Source organism: Planctomonas deserti (assembly GCF_003067705.1).
GTDB classification, from domain to species: domain Bacteria; phylum Actinomycetota; class Actinomycetes; order Actinomycetales; family Microbacteriaceae; genus Planctomonas; species Planctomonas deserti.
Map to the genome: position 1 here is coordinate 734,292 of NZ_QANL01000002.1, position 16,283 is coordinate 750,574.

Here is a 16,283-nt window from a genome sequence, read left to right on the forward strand (position 1 = left end):
CCACGCCTGCCCCACCCGGCGATGCCCTACGCGGGCGGGGGAGCGCGCCCCCCGCGGCACCCCGGGTCCTGCCCGCGTGCAGCCCGTGCTCAGGGGTGTCCCAGAGGGGGAGCCACTACGCTGTGGGGGCACGCACAAACAACTGAACCAGAGGCTTCCCCTTGACTACATCAGCAGCCGAGCCCGCCAGGCGTAGCCGCGCGCCGATTGCCATCACGGCGGCGATTCTCGCCGCGCTCGTGATCCTGTTCTTCATCTTCGCCGGCTTCTACGCCGACGTCCTCTGGTACGACCAGTTGGGCTATCTCGGGGTCCTGCTGACGCAGTGGGGCAGCTACCTCGCGCTCTTCTTCATCGGCTTCCTCGCCATGGCGATCCCGGTGTTCGTGAGCCTGCAGGTGGCCTACCGCTCGCGGCCCGTCTACGCGAAGCTCAACTCGCAGCTCGACCGCTACCAGCAGGTGGTCGAGCCGCTGCGCAGGCTCGCGATGTTCGCGATCCCGAGCGTGCTCGGCCTGTTCGCCGGTGTCTCCGCCGCCGCGCGGTGGCAGACGACGCTCGAGTGGCTGAACCGCACGCCCTTCGGCACCAGGGATCCCCAGTTCGGGCTGGACATCTCGTTCTACATCTTCGAGCTGCCCTTCTACCAGGGCCTCGTCGGCTTCGCCTCGGCCGTCGTGCTGCTCTCCGGCCTCGGCGCGCTCGCCACGAGCTACCTTTACGGCGCGCTTCGCGTGAACGGCCGCGAGGTGCGCATCTCCAAGAGCGCGCGCGTGCAGATCGCGGTCACCGCGGCCCTGTACCTGCTGCTGCAGGCCGTGAGCATCTGGCTCGACCAGTACGCGACGCTCGCGGAGTCGAACACCAGCAACCTCTTCACGGGTGCGTCGTACACCGACGTCAACGCCGTGATCCCCGGCCGCGCGATCCTCGCCGGCATTGCCGCCGTCGTCGCCATCCTCTTCATCGTCACGGCGGTCGTCGGGCGCTGGCGCCTGCCCGTCATCGGCACCGCGCTGCTCATCGTGAGCAGCCTGCTGATCGGCTCCGTGTACCCGTTCCTCATCCAGCGCTTCCAGGTGGCCCCGAGCGAGAAGAGCCTGGAGTCGCAGTACCTGCAGCGGAACATCGACCTGACGCGCGACGCCTACGGGCTCACCGACGTCGAGGAGATCCCGTTCGACGCGACCACCGAGGCGTCGCAGGGCGCGCTCCGTGAGGACGCGGAGACCACCGCGAACATCCGCATCCTCGACCCGTCGATCGCGGGTCCCGCGTTCGACCAGCTGCAGCAGTTCCGGCAGTACTACCAGTTCACGCCTCTGCTCGACGTCGACCGCTACGAGATCGACGGACAGGTGCAGGACACGGTCGTCGCCGTCCGCGAGCTCGACCAGTCGGGCCTCGAGGGCAACCCCTCCTGGGTCAACACGCACCTCGTCTACACGCACGGCTACGGTCTCGTCGCGGCGTACGGCAACCAGCGCACCTCCGACGGCGAGCCGCGGTTCCTGCAGCAGGGCATCCCGACCACGGGCGCGCTCGGCGAGTTCGAGCCGCGCGTCTACTTCGGCGAGAACTCGCCCGACTACTCCATCGTCGGCGGTGAGGAGGGCGCGAACGTCGAGCTCGACTACCCGTCCGGTGCGGACGGCGAGGACCAGACCTACACGACCTTCCAGGGCAACGCCGGGCCGAAGCTCGACAACGTGTTCAAGCGCCTCATCTACGCGCTCAAGTTCCAGGCGGAGGAGATCTTCCTCGCCGACCAGGTGAGCAACGGCTCGCAGATCCTCTACGACCGCAACCCGTCCGAGCGCGTGCAGAAGGCGGCGCCGTACCTGACGCTCGACCGCGACCCGTACCCCAGCGTGGTCGACGGGCGCATCGTCTGGATCATCGACGGCTACACGACGAGCGCGGACTACCCGTACTCCGACACCCGGCCGCTCGAGGACACCATCGCCGACACGAACACCCCGAACCCGACGCTTGCTGTCGACAACATCAACTACATCCGCAACGCGGTGAAGGCGACGGTCGACGCGTACGACGGCACGGTCACGCTCTACGCCTGGGACGAGGAGGACCCGATCCTCAAGACCTGGCAGAAGATCTTCCCGACCACGCTCAAGCCGATGAGCGAGATGTCCGGGCAGCTGATGAGCCACGTGCGCTACCCCGCGGACCTGTTCAAGGTGCAGCGCGCCGTGCTCGGCCAGTACCACGTGGCCGACGCCGACCCGTTCTACTCGCAGCAGGACGCCTGGACGACGCCGAACGACCCCGCGTCGACCGAGGACGAGCAGCAGCCGCCGTACTACCTGACCCTGCAGATGCCCGGCCAGGAGAGCCCGTCGTTCTCGCTGTACACGAGCTTCATCCCGCAGCGCACCGGAGAGGGCAGCCGCAACGTGCTGACCGGATACCTCGGCGTCGACTCCGACGCCGGCTCCGAGGACGGCACGCGGGCGGAGGGCTACGGCAAGCTCCGGCTCCTCGACCTGACGAACGACGACACGATCCCCGGTCCCGGCCAGGTGCAGAACACGTTCAACACGAACACCGAGGTGGCCAACCAGCTCGCGCTGCTGACCCGCGGTGACACCAGCGTGCGACGCGGCAACCTGCTGACCCTTCCGGTCGGCGGCGGCCTGCTCTACGTGCAGCCGGTGTACGTGCAGTCGACCGGCTCGACCAGCTACCCGCTGCTGCGGAAGGTGCTCGTCGCCTTCGGTGATCAGATCGCCTTCGAGGACACCCTCGACGTCGCGCTGGACACCCTGTTCCAGGGCGAGTCCGGTGCGACGGCCGGCGACACGGATGTGCCCGCCGAGCCCGACGCCGGAGCCGGTGGCGAAGCCGACGGCGGCGCCGGTGAGGGCGAGACCCCCGCCGAGGGGGAGACCCCCGCCGGTGGCGAGGCCCCTGCCGCTCCCGCACCGACGGACGCGCGGTCCCAGGCCCTCGCGGACGCCAACGTCGCGCTCCAGGAGCGCGAGGCGGCGTACCGCAGCGGCGACCTCGTCGCCGCGGCCGAGGCCGACCAGCGCTTCGTGGAGGCCGTGGAGCGCGCGATCCAGGCGGAGGCTGCAGCCGGCGAGTAGCCGGTCACCCCGTGGTCACGAGCCGCTCTGACCGTGTGTTAGAGTACTTCTTGTGCCGCGGGGTGGAGCAGTTCGGTAGCTCGCTGGGCTCATAACCCAGAGGTCGCAGGTTCAAATCCTGTCCCCGCAACAAGAAGAGAAGGCCCGGAACCGTGAGGTTCCGGGCCTTCTCGCGTTGATGGGCGCGAGCGGATGTCCTCCTTCTGCCGTCGCGACTCCACGATCGGGCTGTCGCGACACCCCGGTTGAGGAGCATCCTTGAGGCGTGACCGAGATCGAGCCCACTGACTATGCCGAGACGCTCGGCGTGCTCGAGCGCCGGGTGCACGAGGCACGGTTCACCCTTCAGCGCCGGGCGAACGCCGAACTCCTCGACCTGTACTGGCACATCGGTGACGCCATCCTGAGCAAGCAGCGGGTGACTGGATGGGGGAGCGACGTCGTCGGCCGTCTCGCCGGAGATCTGCAGGCCGAGTTTCCGACGATGCACGGCCTGTCGCGCTCGAACCTCTTCTCGATGCGGGCGTTCGCGGCGGCATGGCCGCTGCGCGACGGGATCGTGCAGCAACCCGTCGGACAGCTGCCCTGGACGCACGTCGTCGAGCTTCTGAGCAGGCTCGACGACCAGGCGCTGCGGGAGTGGTACGCCGGGAAGGACGTGCAGAACACATGGAGCCGGGCCACCCTCATCCACCAGATCACCACGCGACTGCACGAGCGTGACGCCGCGGCGCCCGGCAACTTCCGCGCCGCGCTCTCCCGCCCGGACTCCGAGCTCGCGCACCAGCTCATGAAGGACCCCTACACGCTGGGATTCCTCGGCGTCGACGCCGACAGCGCCGGCAGCGCGGACGGCGCCAACGGGGAGCGCCAGGACCACCTCACAAGGCAGGACCGTCCGCGGGTTCCCTGAGCTCGGCGACGTCCGTCACCAAGACGAGGGAAGCCGCCCTCCGCGCGCGGACGCGAGGAGGGCGGCTTCCCGTGCACCCTGCGGCTAGTGCGCCGAGTAGCCGCCGTCGACCAGGTGGTAGCTGCCCGAGATGAACGACGCGGCGTCGCTCAGCAGGAACAGCGTGAGCGCGGCGACCTCCCTGTCCGTGCCGAGCCGCTGGGCGGCGTGCTCGCCCTCGAGGGCGGTGAGGGCCTCCTGCGACAGGCTGGAGCGGACGAGGGGGGTGTCGATGAAGCCCGGGCCCACGGCGTTCGTGCGCACGCCCTGGGCCGTGTACTCGAGGGCCGCGACCTTCGTGAGCCCGACAAGCGCGTGCTTGCTGGCGACGTATGCGGCGTTCTGCGCGATGCCGACCGAACCGAGCACGGAGGCCATGTTGACGATGCTGCCGCCGCCTGCCTCGACGATGGCGGGCAGCTGGAACTTGAGCCCGTAGAAGACCCCGTCGAGGTCGACGGCGCGGACGCGGTCCCACGCGTCGATGTCGTAGTCGCCGATCGTCTGCGGCGCGGCGCCGATGCCCGCGTTGTTCACCGCGAGGTGCAGCGCGCCGAACGTGCTCCGGGCGAACGTCACGGCCGCCTCCGAGTCCTCCCACTTGGCGGTGTTCTGGGCGAATGCGGCCGCCTTGCCGCCGGCGGCGGTGATCTCGTCCACGACCGCCTGCGCCGCGTCGAGGTTGATGTCGGTGACGACCACCGAGGCGCCCTCCTCGGCGAGCTCGCGCGCGATCTCCGCCCCGATGCCGCTGCCGCCACCCGTGACGATGGCTACCCTGCTGTCGAATCTGGCCATGCTGACCACTTCCTCACTGTGCTTCGTTGATGTCCGCGTACGTGCGTTGTGGGGCCGGGCGCCACCCGGCGGCCGGCCCCACCGTGCGGCTGTTAGCCGGCGTGCTGGTCCGACTCGGTCTCCCCGGGCTGCACGGTCCAGGCCGGAGGCTCGTCGATGCCCTGCTCCTCGTCGCGCTCCGCATCCTCGTCGGTCGGCTGCACGAGCCCCTTGGCGTGGTGGGTCGGCGCGTAGACGGCATAGAGCCGCAGGGGCTCATCGCCGGTGTTGATCACGTCGTGCCAGGTACCCGCGGGCACCTGGATCGACCAGCCGTCGGTGACCTCCTGCTCGAAGGTGAGCTCGTCCTCGGCGGGACCCATGACGCACTTGCCCGTGCCGGAGTCCAACCGCAGGAACTGGTCCGTGCCTGGGTGGGCCTCCAGCCCGATCGACTCGCCCGGGGGAATGGACATCAGGGTCACCTGCAGGTACTTCCCGGTCCAGGCGACGGTGCGGTACGTGTCGTTCTCGCGGGTCGCGGTCTCGATGTCGAACGCGTTGGGCTCCGGGCCCCTGTCCTCGATGGTCATCTACCGGTGTCCTCTCGTCGTGGTGGGTCTGAGAGCGCGGAAGCGACCGGTGGCGGTCGCGCGCACCCCCTTTCGATCCTCACACGGTTGGGTGCCGGACGCGCTCGAAGTCGGTACCGCACCACGATGTGCCTGCACCGGCGTCGCTCGTACTCTCGCGGCATCGGGTCCCGAGGGGGACCGAGAGAACCCGAAAGGAGTGCACTGTCATGTCCCGATCCACCGATCCCGGATCCACCAAGCACCGGTCCACCGATCGCCGGCGACCCGGAACGGCCGTTGCGTCCGCCCGGCCGGAGCTCCGGCCCCTCCTGGCGTTCGTCGCGCTCGCCCTGCCCATCGGCTGGGTGTTCCTCACGGTGCCGGTCGTGCTCGGCCTTCCCACCGAGCCGTTCGCCCTCGGTGCGACGCTGTTCGCCCTTCTCGGGCCCGCGTTGATCCTCACGGCGCGGGAGTCCGGCGGGAGCGGTGTCCGCCGGCTGCTCCGCGATGCGGTCCGGCCACCGCGACCGCCCTGGTGGGCCCTCGTGGCGGTCCTCGCGCTGCCACTGACCACGTGGGCCGCCGCCGTTCCGCTCGGCGGGGCGCGCCCCCTGACGCCGGCCCTGCTCGGCAGCTTCGCCGTGGGGCTGGTCATCACCACCGTGGTCATCAACATCTGGGAGGAGACGGCGTGGACCGGGTTCGTGCAGCGGCGGGCGATGGCGATCTGGGGGGCGCTCGGCGGCAGCGTCGTCACCGCGCTCCTGTTCGCCGGGATCCACCTGCCGCTCGCGTTCGCGGGGGCGAACGGCGCCGGCGACGTGCTCGCGGGCGTCGCCATCCTGGTGGCGACGGGAATCGGGCTGCGGCTCATGATCGCCGGACTCGACCCGTGGAGCGGCGGCAGCCTGCTGACCGTCGGCATCCTGCACGGCTCGTTCAACGTCACGTCGGATCTGATCGATCCCGCGTACGACTGGCTCCGGTACGTCGTCACGATCCTCCTCGGGGTCGCCGTGGTCCTGGTTCTCCGGCGCACGAGCGAACGCGGCAGACGGAGCGGGAGAAGTCCGTCGAAATAGCCTCCCCACCAATACCTCTCGGATGCTAGGTTTTCGGGTGGGCCGCTCATCGAGGACGCGGTCGAGGAGGAACCAATGACGGAAACCGCCCTTGTCTCGCGTCTGTGGCTGGAGAGCCGCGGCACGCCCGAATTCCTCCCGACCGGCACCCCGACGCTCACGTGGCAGGTCACCGGACCCGGCCCGGGCTGGCGCCAGGAGGCGGCCGTGCTCGAGCTGCGCCGCGCGGGCGCCGTCGAGAGCGTGCAGTGGGACGGCCCCGACTCCCAGGCCGTGGCCTGGCCGTTCCCCGCGCTCGCGCCGTACGACGAGGCCGAGGTGCGGGTGACCGTTCGCGGCGTCGGCGGGGCCTGGGGGGATCCGGGCGAGTGGGTGCGGGTGCGCACCGCGGCCCTCGGCCCGCAGGACTGGACCGCGGCCTTCATCGCCGCACCCACCCCCGTGGACGACGAGCGCGGCACCGTGCGGCTGCGCCGCACCTTCGACGTGTCCGGTCCCGTCCGCTCGGCGGTGCTGTCCGCCACGGCGCACGGGGTGCACGAGACGCTGGTGAACGGCACGCTCACGAGTGACGAGGTCCTCGCTCCCGGCTGGACGGCCTACGACCAGCGCCTGCTCTTCTCGTCCTCCGACGTCACCGCGCTGCTGCGTCCCGGCCGTAACGTCCTCGGCGCCACGGTCGCGGAGGGCTGGTACCGCGAGCGCTTCGGCTTCGACGGCACGTTCGCCGTCGCGTACCCGGGGCCCGTCGCGCTGTCCGCCCAGCTGCGCATCGAGTACGAGGACGGCTCCGTCGACGTCGTCGCCACGGATGGGCAGTGGGAGGCGAGCACCTCGGGCCCGACGGTCTCCGCGAGCATCTACCAGGGCGAGGCCTACGACGCCCGGCTCGAGGACGCGGCCCTGGCCGACCCGGACGCGCCGCTTCCCGGCGCGGCGGCCGCCGTGGTCGTCGAGGCCTCGCCCGCCCGTCTCGCGCCGTCGCCCGTACCGCCGGTGCGCCGCATCGAGCGCATCCCCGTCGCCGAGGTGATCCCCTCCGCCTCGGACGGCCAGATCCTCGACTTCGGGCAGAACCTCGTCGGCTGGCTCGAACTGCGGCTCGACCTGCCGGAGGGCACCGAGATCACGCTGCGGCACGCGGAGGTGCTGGAGAACGGCGAGCTCGGCATCCGGCCGCTCCGCTTCGCCGCGGCCACGGACCGCTACACCGCGGCCGGCGGCGAGCGCACGTGGAGCCCCCGCTTCACCTTCCACGGCTTCCGGTACGCGCAGATCGAGGGGCTTCCAGGCGACCTCGACCCGGCCGCCGTCACCGCGGTGGTGGTGCACACCGATCTCGAGCGCACCGGCTGGCTCGAGACGAGCGACCCCATGCTGAACCAGCTGCACCAGAACGTGCTCTGGGGCATGCGCGGCAACTTCCTGAGCATCCCCACCGACTGCCCGCAGCGCGACGAGCGGCTCGGCTGGACGGGGGACATCCAGGTGTTCACCCCCACGGCCTCGTACCTCTACGACGTGTCCGGCTTCCTCCGCTCCTGGCTCCGCGACCTCGCGCTTCAGCAGACGGACACCGGCGTGCCCATGGTGATCCCCTCTCCGCTGCCCGACCCGCCGTCGGCCGCGGCCGCCTGGGGCGACGCCGCGACCCTCGTGCCGGACGCGCTCTACGCCCGCTACGGCGACCCGGGCGTGCTCGAGGAGCAGTACCCGAGCATGCGGGCCTGGGTCGGGACCGTGCGGCGGCTCGCCGGCGACGATCACCTGTGGACCGGCACCTTCCAGTTCGGCGACTGGCTCGATCCCTCCGCACCGCCGCACAACCCCGCCGCGGCCAAGACCGACGCCGACATCGTGGCGTCCGCGCACTACTTCCGCTCGACCGAGCGGCTCGCCGCGGCCGCGCGTCTGCTCGGCAGGCACGACGACGCCGAGGAGTACGCGGCGCTCGCCGAGGCGGTGCGCGAGGCCTGGGTGCGGGAGTACGTCACCGGGGCCGGCCGCGTCGTGTCCGACGCCCACACCGCGTACGCGCTCGCGATCGAGTTCGGCCTCCTCGAGGGGGAGCGGCGCCAGGCCGCGGGCGACCGGCTGGCGGAGCTGGTCCGGGCATACGGCTACCGGGTGCGCACAGGGTTCGTCGGCACCCCGCTCGTTTGCGACGCGCTCACCGCGACCGGACACGTGCACACGGCGTACCGCCTGCTCCAGGAGCGCGGCAACCCGTCCTGGCTCTACCCGATCACCATGGGCGCGACGACCATCTGGGAGCGCTGGGACAGCATGCTGCCCGACGGCACGATCAACCCGGGTGAGATGACCTCTTTCAACCACTACGCGCTCGGCGCGGTGGCGGACTGGATGCAGCGCACCATCGGCGGGATCGCGCCCGCCGAGCCCGGGTACCGGGTCGTCGCCGTGCATCCTCGGCCCGGTGGGGCGCTCACCTCCGCCTCCGCCGCGCTGGAGACGGGGTACGGGCGCGTCGAGACGGACTGGCGGGTGGAGGGCGGCCGGTTCCGGCTTCGGCTCACGGTCCCCGTCGCGTCCGAGGCCCTCGTCACCCTGCCCGGGCACCGGGAGGAGATCCGGGTCGGCAGCGGCACGCACGAGTGGGACGTCCCGCTCGACGTGCCCGACCGCGCACCGCGGGCACTGGGCATGACGTCGCCGCTGGCGGACTTCGCCGACGACCTCGAGGCGAAGGATGCGCTCGAGGAGTTCTTCGCCGAGGTCGGCTACTTCATCGCGCGGGGCTGGGACGGGTCCGGTGCCTGGCGGTCCGACGCCCGGCTCGGATCGAGCCTGATCATGTTCCCCCGGGAGCAGCGACCGCGGCTCGAGGCGCTCCTCGGCGAGCTGAACGCCCGATGACGGGCGCGCAGGTCCCGGTCGCGGGGACGAGTGGTCGGCTCCGCACGATCATCACCGCCGACCCCGAGCTCGACGATCTCAACTCCATGATCCGGCTGCTGCTATACAGCAACGAGCTGGCCATCGAGGGGCTCGTCTACGCGAGCAGCCGCTTCCACTGGAAGGGCGACGGCGCCGGCACGACGTTCTTCCTGCCCGACCGCGAGTACGACGAGCCGAAGACGTCGTGGCGCTGGGCGCCGGGGGAGCGGTTCATCGACGACGCCATCGACGCGTACGCGCTGGTCCACGAGAACCTCGTCCGCCACGACCCCGGCTATCCCCGTCCCGAGGAGCTGCGCGCCGTCGTCCGCGAGGGGAACGTCGCGTTCGAGGGCGACATGTCGGAGGAGACGCCCGGCTCCCGGCTCATCGCCGACGCGCTGCTCGACGGCGGGACCGAGCCGGTCTACCTGCAGAACTGGGCGGGCACGAGCACCGTGGCCCGCGCCCTGCTCTCCATCGAGGAGCAGTACGCCGGATCGACGGACTGGGCGGCGACTAAGGCCGCGGTCAGCCGCAAGGCGGTGATCCTCAAGTTCGCGTCCCAGGACGGCACCTACGACGGCTACATCCGCCCGACCTGGCCCGACATCCGCGTGATCGACGTCTCGACCATAGCCTGGGGGTACGGCGCCCGCCGGGTCGCCCTGCCCGAGGGCGCCGCGATGCTCGGCGCGGACTGGATGCGCGAGAACGTCACGGAGCGGGGGCCACTCGGCGCCCTCTACCGCGTGTGGGGCGACGGCCGGCAGATGGTGCCGGGCGACCCGACCGACTACTTCCACCTCAGCGGCTTCTCCCGCGAGGAGCTGACGGAGCAGGGCTTCTGGGTCTGGATCGACCCGAGCCCGGCCGGGGAGTGGATCTCCGAGGGTGACACCACGAACCTGCTCAACCTGTTCGCGAACGGGCTCCGCGGCCACGAGCATCCGTCCTACGGCGGCTGGGGCGGCCGGGCCGAGCGGACCGATGAGGGCCCGGACACCTGGAGCGTGGCCGCGGCTCGGGACGCACGTCCCGAGGGCGAGGCACCGGATGCTGCCCCTTCCGTCGAGGCCGGCGCCGAGGGGTCGGTCTTCGGCGGACCCGCGTCGGACGAGTACTCGGTGACGCGCTGGTTCGCGCAGGCGCAGCGCGACTTCGCGACCCGGCTGCACTGGTCGGTGACGCCGGAGTACGCGGCGGCCAACCATCACCCGCTGCTCTCCGTGCATCCGGGGCTCGACGTCGCCGCGGCCGCCGGCTCCCGGGTCGTCCTGCGCGCGACCGCCGAGGACCCGGATGGCGGCACCGTGACTCTGCGCTGGTGGCAGTACCGCGAGGCGGGCACCCTGCCGGCGGCGCTCGAACTCGACGGGGCGGAGTCCGCCGAGGTCTCGTTCACGCTCCCGCCCGACGCGACCCCCGGCCAGACGGCGCACCTCGTCGTCGAGGCTCGTGACGACGCGGAGCTCCCGCTCGCGACCTACCGCCGCGTGATCGTGACGGTCACCTAGCCTGAAGCTCTTCGCAGCCCCTTCCGACGGAGCACCGCGCTCCACACCGACGCCCAGGAGAAACGCCCATGCCCGACACCCTTTCCGGACCCGTTCGCGGCCACGCAGACGAGCGGCTCGGCGGCATCGTCGCGCGCTTCGAGGCGGCCGTACGGAACGACCCCGACTTCTCCTTCCAGGCGGCGGCCTACCACCACGGCGAGTGCGTGCTCGACGTCTGGGGCGGCGCGCACCTCGGCGAGGACTCGCTCATGGTGCCGTTCTCCGTGTCGAAGAACATCATCGGCTTCACCGTGGCGCTCCTGATCCAGCGCGGCGAGCTGGACCTGGACGAGCGGGTGTCGACGTACTGGCCCGAGTTCGCCGCAGCCGGCAAGCGGGACGTCACCGTGCGGATGCTGCTCTCCCACCAGGCGGGCCTGCCGCAGGCCGACCCGCCCCTCGCGCCGGCCGAGCTGTTCGACCAGGAGCTCGCGGCGACGAGGCTCGCCGCGAGCCGGCCCTACTGGTACCCCGGGTCGTCCTTCGGCTACCACGGCATCACCATCGGCAACCTTGCGCTCGAGCTCGTCTCCCGCGCCACCGGCCGCACCCTGCACGACGTCTACGAACGCGAGATCCGGGGCCCGGGGAACATCGACTTCCACCTGGGCCTGCCCGCCGGCCTGGAGTCCCGGCTCGTGCCGGTCCTGCCGATGGTGCTCCCCGCCGCCCCCGCCCAGCCGCAGGTCATGCCGGCCCTGCTGTCGCGCGTGTTCGCGCCGGCCGGACCGACGTTCGACCTCGCGAACGACGAGCGGAGCTGGCGGTTCGGCCACCCGGCGGTCTCCGCGACGGGATCCGCGCGGGGCATCGCGAAGCTGTTCGCCGTTGCCGTCACCGGCGTGGACGGCGGCGCGCCTCTCCTCAGCGCCGACACGGTGAGCATCGTGGGGCAGCAGCAGGTCCGCGGCTACGACGAGGTGCTCGGGCAGGCGCACCGGGCGCACTCCATCGTCTTCCAGAAGCCCACGCCGGACATGCCGCTCGGCGGACCCCGTGCGTTCGGGCACGACGGCGCCCAGGGCGCCCTCGGCGGCGTGGACCCGGACACCGGCGTCAGCTACGCCTACACGGTGGCGCGCGGGCCCTGGCCCGGGGGCGCCGACCCCCGCGCTCTCGCGCTGGCCGCCGAGCTGAACGCCGTATTTGGTTCCTGACGCGAGCGCTGCTCGCCCACGATCACCTCGCCGCGGGTGCCGGCTCCCCGCGGCGAGGTCCCTCCTCGGTCCCGAATCCGGGCCCCGAACGGGGCCCGGGGTCCAGGCTCGGGTCCAGGCCTAGACGGTCAGCCCGTGGCCGTGGGGGTAGAGCGGATTCCCGGTATCCGACGGCACGTCGGGGCGGCTCGCCTCGACGGCGGCCATGGACCGGGGCAGCTCGAACGGAAGGCGCCCGCGCGGGGCGACGCGGCCGGTCAGGGCGTCCAGCAGGGCGGCGTCCGACGCGCCGTAGGAGCCCACGAGGGCCGTGACAGCGTCGTCCAGGTCGGCCAGGATCGCGGGCCGTTCGAGCGTCACGTCGAGCACCACCGGCACCTGGGCGGCGAGCGAGCGGATGCGCTCCGTCACGTCGGCCGGGAAGTCGAGGGACCCCTGGTGGAACATCGCCTCGAGGAAGTAGGTGTTGCGCGGCTCGAACGGTGCGGGGAGCCGCACGAGGGCCAGGTCGGCCTCCGCCGGGTCCGCCACCACGGTGCCGATGCCCGCGACAGAGTCGGCTGAGACGCCCTCGAGGTAGAGGCGCAGTCCGGTGCGCAGGGGGAGCGCGGCGCCGCCGCCCGGCAGGTCCCCGTTCTTCAGCACGGTCACCGACTCGGCCTGCGCCAGGTGCCCGGCCTCCCGGAACTCGGGCGCCCCGACGATGCGGTCCGCCGCGTCCTCGTCGAGGTAGGGGTCGTCGAACAGGCCGAGCTGGAACTTCACGAGCAGCAGGCGGCGCACGGCCTCGTCGATCCTGGCCTCGGCCACGCGCCCGGAGGCGACGAGGTCGAGCACGAGGTCGGTGCGCTCCTCGCCGCCGAACTGATCGGCCCCCGCGTCGAGGATGCGCTCCATCCGCTCGATCGGGGAGAGCTCCTCGACGCCCCAGGCGCGGGCCGGGAAGGGCAGCCCCATGACCTCGACGTCGGTGATGAGGCCCCAGTCGGTGACGACGACGCCGTCGAAGCCGAGCTTCTCGCGGAGCAGCCGGGTCACGATGCGGCGGTTGAAGCTGAAGGCGACCTCCTCCACGGTCTCCCCGTCGAGCTCGAGGTCGATCGGCTTGCCGTACGCGGGCATGATCGCGCTCGTGCCGGCCGCGATCGCCGCCCGGAACGGCGCGAGATGCTCCTCGAACCGGCCGCCGGGGTACACCTGGTCGTGCCCGTAGACGAAGTGGGAGTCCCCGCCGTCCTGCAGCGGCCCGCCGCCCGGGAAGTGCTTCGTCGTGCAGGCGACGCTGTCCGGGCCGATCCGCTCGCCCTGGAAGCCGTCGAGATGGGCGACGACGAGGTCGGCCGCGGTCGCCGCGTCCTGACCGTAGGTGTGAATCTGGCGGGCCCACCGCGGCTCCGTCGCCAGGTCGATCTGCGGGTGCAGTGCGGCGCGGATGCCGAGCGCCAGGTACTCCTGCCGGGCGATGGCCGCGAAGCGCCGCACGAGCTCGACGTCGCCGATGGCGGCGAGGCCGAGGGGCTCGGGCCACTGCGACAGGCTGCCCGCTGCGATCGAGGCCCCCGCGTTCTCGCTGAAGGCGTGCCGCGGGTCGGTGGAGAGCGTGACCGGGATGCCGTGTGGCGTCTCCTCGGCCAGCTCCTGCAGCGCGTTGTGCCAGCGCACGGTGTCGCGCACCGAGGGGAGGGCGCTCACGTTGAAGTGGTTGATCAGCTTGCCCATCACGACCTCGCGCGGCGTCGCGGGGGAGAATCCGGCGGCCTCGTCGTGCGCCCCCGGCTCGCCGATCCCGAGCATCGAGTGGAAGAGCAGTCCCGCCTTCTCCTCGAGAGACAGCCGGGGCACGAGGTCGGCGACGCGGTCCTCCGGGGAGAGGCGCGGATCCTCGTAGGGGTCGAGTCGCCCGTTCCCGTTCAGGTCCCGGTACTCCACGCCGTCCGGCGTCGTTGCTCTGCTGCGCGTCATTGCTGCACCTTCATCGCTTGCGTCGTTCCTCGGCGCCGCCCGCGCGAAACCGGGGAGGCACCGGCGCCCACCGTCGGACGTCTCTGAACCCTAGCAAAGAAAAGCGAATGGTCGCTAGGTTTTAGACTCCGGCCGGCCGGGGCTGCGAGGGGTGCGGCGCGTCGCCCACCTTCTCCTGCTCCCGCCAGAGAGCGCGCTTCAACTCGTCGCGGATCTCCGCGTAGGCGGGATCGGCGTAGACGTTGCGCACCTCGTGCGGGTCCGCCTCGAGGTCGTACAGCTCCCACTCCGGCGGGTAGCCGTAGAAGCCGGCGCCCTGCTGCCCGAGCCCGTCGTTGTAGAAGTAGATGAGCTTGTACTGCCTCGTGCGGTAGCCGTAGTGGGCCGACGCCTTGTGGATGATGTCGTCGTTCTCCCAGTAGCGGTAGTACGCGCCCTCGGCCTCCGGCTCGGTCGGGGCGCCCAGCAGGTCGCCCCAGAAGCTGCGGCCCTGCATGCGCGGGTGATGCGGCACGCCCGCTGCGTCGAGAATCGTCTTCGCCCAGTCCACGTTGGTGACGATGCCGTCGAAGATTCGGCCGGCGGCGATCCGCCGGGGGTAGCTCAGCAGGAGCGGCATCCGCAGCGACTCCTCGTACATGAACCGCTTGTCGAACCAGCCGTGCTCGCCCAGGAAGAAGCCCTGGTCCGAGGAGTACATGAGCAACGTGTCATCGAACTCCCCGCGGGCGCGCAGCCAGTCGAGCACCCGCCCGACGTTGTCGTCGACCGAGGCGACGCAGCGCAGGTAGTCCTCCATCATGCGCTGGTACTTCCAGAGCGCCTGATCCTCGTAGGAGAGCCCCTCGGGCGGGTCGACCTTGAGGTCGGACGTGCTGAGGTCGTCGGCGACCCGCATGCGGGCGCGTCGCATCGAGACCGAGCGCGTCGCGTAGTCGTCGAAGAAGGTCTCCGGCACCGGGATGGGGTCCGAGTACAGCTCGGCGTGCTTGGTGTCGGGTTCCCACGAGCGGTGCGGGGCCTTGTGATAGATCAGCACGCACCAGGGCTCGTCGCCCTCGAGGCTCTCGACCCACTCGGTGGCGAGGTCGGTGATGATGTCCGTCGCGTACCCCTCGATGGCGCGCTCGCCGTTCTCGGAGAGGAAGGTGGGATTCCAGTACTCGCCCTGCCCGTGCGTGCCGCTGAGGACCTCCCAGTGGTCGAAGTTCTGCGGGTCGTGCCCGTCGCCCATCCCGAGGTGCCACTTGCCGATCATCGCCGTGCGGTAGCCGGCGGCCTTCAGCTCGCTGACGAACGTCGGCTGGCTCGCGTCGATGGCGGTCCAGAGCGTGGTCACGCCGTTCACGTGGCTGTGCGTGCCGGTGAGGATGGAGGCCCGGCTGGGGGAGCAGAGCGAGTTCGCGACGAAGCAGCTGTCGAAGCGCACGCCGGCGGCGGCGACCTCGTCGATGCGCGGCGTGGTGTTCACGACAGACCCGTAAGCGCCGATCGTCTGGGTGCCGTGGTCGTCGGTGAGGATCATCACGATATTGGGCCGTCGTTCGGTCATCGGGTTTCTGCCTTCCGGGAAGCGGAGTCGGGGAGCGGATCGGGCGAGGGGGAGGGCGCCGGGAGCGCGGCGGCGAGGTGGGCGAGGCGGTCCTCCGCGGACTCGAGCCACGCGATGAGCGTGGCCGCGAGCAGCCGGCCCCGGCTCTCGAGAAGCAGGGAGGCCTCGAGGGCCCAGGCGGCGTCGTCGGCGTCTCCGGAGTCGGCGCGCGGGCCCGTGCCCGTGCCGATCAGGCCGGCGTCCAGGGGCACGCGGCGGTCGTGCTGCGCGCGGCGGAAACGCAGCTCCATGCGCACGAGCTCGAGCAGCGTCGCGGGACCGCGGTGGCGCGAGAAGTACATCCGCACCTGGAAGTCGGGATCCATCGGCCGCTCGGCGGGCTGGTAGGGCGAGTCCACCCACGCCTCGAACGCCTCCCGGCCGTCCTCCGTGAGGGCGTACAGCTTCGCGTCCGGCCCGGAGCCGCGGGGGTCGGGGGTGGACGCGGCCCACCCACGCTCGACGAGCCGTCCGAGCTGCCGGTAGATCTGCGAGGTCTGGGCCGAGTAGCCGAGCGCCCAGCCGTACCGGTTCAGCCACCTCCGCACGTCGTAGCCCGTGTGCGGACCCTGCCGCAGCAGCCCCAGCGTGATGATGTCGAGTTTCTGCAGCACCGGTTCCCT

Annotated in this window: 11 protein-coding genes and 1 tRNA gene; 7 read left to right on the plus strand and 5 right to left on the minus strand. The window is 71.4% G+C overall.

Translation table 11 applies throughout. From position 1 onward, the window contains the following. The first annotated feature begins 161 nt into the window (after window positions 1–161). The 3 genes from DAI20_RS09560 to DAI20_RS09570 all read left to right on the plus strand — a co-directional run bounded on the left by DAI20_RS09560 (window position 162) and on the right by DAI20_RS09570 (window position 4,020). The gene (locus DAI20_RS09560) at window positions 162–3,107 is read left to right on the plus strand and encodes a UPF0182 family membrane protein (protein WP_205781404.1); all 2,946 of its coding nucleotides are present in this window, start codon (window positions 162–164) and stop codon (window positions 3,105–3,107) included. A gap of 56 nt (window positions 3,108–3,163) precedes the next feature. Next, a tRNA-Met gene (locus DAI20_RS09565) sits at window positions 3,164–3,237 on the plus strand. 135 nt (window positions 3,238–3,372) lie between these two features. Further along, entirely contained in the window at window positions 3,373–4,020 is a 648-nt protein-coding gene (locus DAI20_RS09570; protein ID WP_108250321.1) for a DUF1016 N-terminal domain-containing protein, read from the plus strand. A gap of 84 nt (window positions 4,021–4,104) precedes the next feature. Here DAI20_RS09570 and DAI20_RS09575 read toward each other — a convergent pair whose 3' ends face one another. After that, complete coding sequence (locus DAI20_RS09575) at window positions 4,105–4,857, minus strand: SDR family NAD(P)-dependent oxidoreductase (protein WP_108250322.1); 753 nt, start codon at window positions 4,855–4,857, stop codon at window positions 4,105–4,107. A 92-nt stretch (window positions 4,858–4,949) separates the two neighbouring features. Continuing rightward, the gene (locus DAI20_RS09580; RefSeq protein WP_108250323.1) at window positions 4,950–5,429 is read right to left on the minus strand and encodes a cupin domain-containing protein; all 480 of its coding nucleotides are present in this window, start codon (window positions 5,427–5,429) and stop codon (window positions 4,950–4,952) included. Window positions 5,430–5,638: 209 nt separating this feature from the next. Here DAI20_RS09580 and DAI20_RS09585 point away from each other — a divergent pair, with 209 nt between their 5' ends. The 4 genes from DAI20_RS09585 to DAI20_RS09600 all read left to right on the plus strand — a co-directional run bounded on the left by DAI20_RS09585 (window position 5,639) and on the right by DAI20_RS09600 (window position 12,107). Next, entirely contained in the window at window positions 5,639–6,493 is an 855-nt protein-coding gene (locus DAI20_RS09585; protein WP_108250324.1) for a CPBP family intramembrane glutamic endopeptidase, read from the plus strand. A gap of 75 nt (window positions 6,494–6,568) precedes the next feature. Then, on the plus strand, window positions 6,569–9,370 hold the full coding sequence (locus tag DAI20_RS09590) for a family 78 glycoside hydrolase catalytic domain (RefSeq protein ID WP_108250325.1): 2,802 nt from the start codon (window positions 6,569–6,571) through the stop codon (window positions 9,368–9,370). Further along, window positions 9,367–10,908 (plus strand): DUF1593 domain-containing protein, encoded by a 1,542-nt coding sequence (locus DAI20_RS09595; RefSeq protein WP_108250326.1) that lies wholly within the window; start codon window positions 9,367–9,369, stop codon window positions 10,906–10,908. Before DAI20_RS09590 ends, DAI20_RS09595 begins: the two co-directional genes overlap by 4 nt. A 68-nt stretch (window positions 10,909–10,976) precedes the next feature. Further along, entirely contained in the window at window positions 10,977–12,107 is a 1,131-nt protein-coding gene (locus DAI20_RS09600) for a serine hydrolase domain-containing protein (RefSeq protein WP_108250327.1), read from the plus strand. Window positions 12,108–12,227: 120 nt separating this feature from the next. Here the strand turns inward: DAI20_RS09600 and DAI20_RS09605 are convergent, their stop codons facing one another. The 3 genes from DAI20_RS09605 to DAI20_RS09615 all read right to left on the minus strand — a co-directional run bounded on the left by DAI20_RS09605 (window position 12,228) and on the right by DAI20_RS09615 (window position 16,274). Next, window positions 12,228–14,069, minus strand: a complete 1,842-nt coding sequence (locus tag DAI20_RS09605) for a glycoside hydrolase family 3 protein (protein WP_108250328.1) — start codon at window positions 14,067–14,069, stop codon at window positions 12,228–12,230. 121 nt (window positions 14,070–14,190) lie between these two features. Beyond that, on the minus strand, window positions 14,191–15,621 hold the full coding sequence (locus DAI20_RS09610) for a sulfatase family protein (RefSeq protein ID WP_108250329.1): 1,431 nt from the start codon (window positions 15,619–15,621) through the stop codon (window positions 14,191–14,193). Beyond that, window positions 15,618–16,274 carry a PadR family transcriptional regulator gene (locus tag DAI20_RS09615; RefSeq protein WP_108250330.1) on the minus strand — a complete coding sequence of 219 codons (657 nt, stop codon included), beginning with the start codon at window positions 16,272–16,274 and terminating at the stop codon, window positions 15,618–15,620. Before DAI20_RS09615 ends, DAI20_RS09610 begins: the two co-directional genes overlap by 4 nt. Window positions 16,275–16,283: the final 9 nt, after the last annotated feature.

Coding starts and splice junctions, on each gene's coding strand:
- DAI20_RS09575 (WP_108250322.1), bottom strand. CDS start 4,857: ATGGCCAGATTCGACAGCAGGGTAGCCATCGTCACGGGTGGCGGCAGC.
- DAI20_RS09580 (WP_108250323.1), bottom strand. CDS start 5,429: ATGACCATCGAGGACAGGGGCCCGGAGCCCAACGCGTTCGACATCGAG.
- DAI20_RS09585 (WP_108250324.1), top strand. CDS start 5,639: ATGTCCCGATCCACCGATCCCGGATCCACCAAGCACCGGTCCACCGAT.
- DAI20_RS09590 (WP_108250325.1), top strand. CDS start 6,569: ATGACGGAAACCGCCCTTGTCTCGCGTCTGTGGCTGGAGAGCCGCGGC.
- DAI20_RS09595 (WP_108250326.1), top strand. CDS start 9,367: ATGACGGGCGCGCAGGTCCCGGTCGCGGGGACGAGTGGTCGGCTCCGC.
- DAI20_RS09600 (WP_108250327.1), top strand. CDS start 10,977: ATGCCCGACACCCTTTCCGGACCCGTTCGCGGCCACGCAGACGAGCGG.
- DAI20_RS09605 (WP_108250328.1), bottom strand. CDS start 14,069: ATGACGCGCAGCAGAGCAACGACGCCGGACGGCGTGGAGTACCGGGAC.
- DAI20_RS09610 (WP_108250329.1), bottom strand. CDS start 15,621: ATGACCGAACGACGGCCCAATATCGTGATGATCCTCACCGACGACCAC.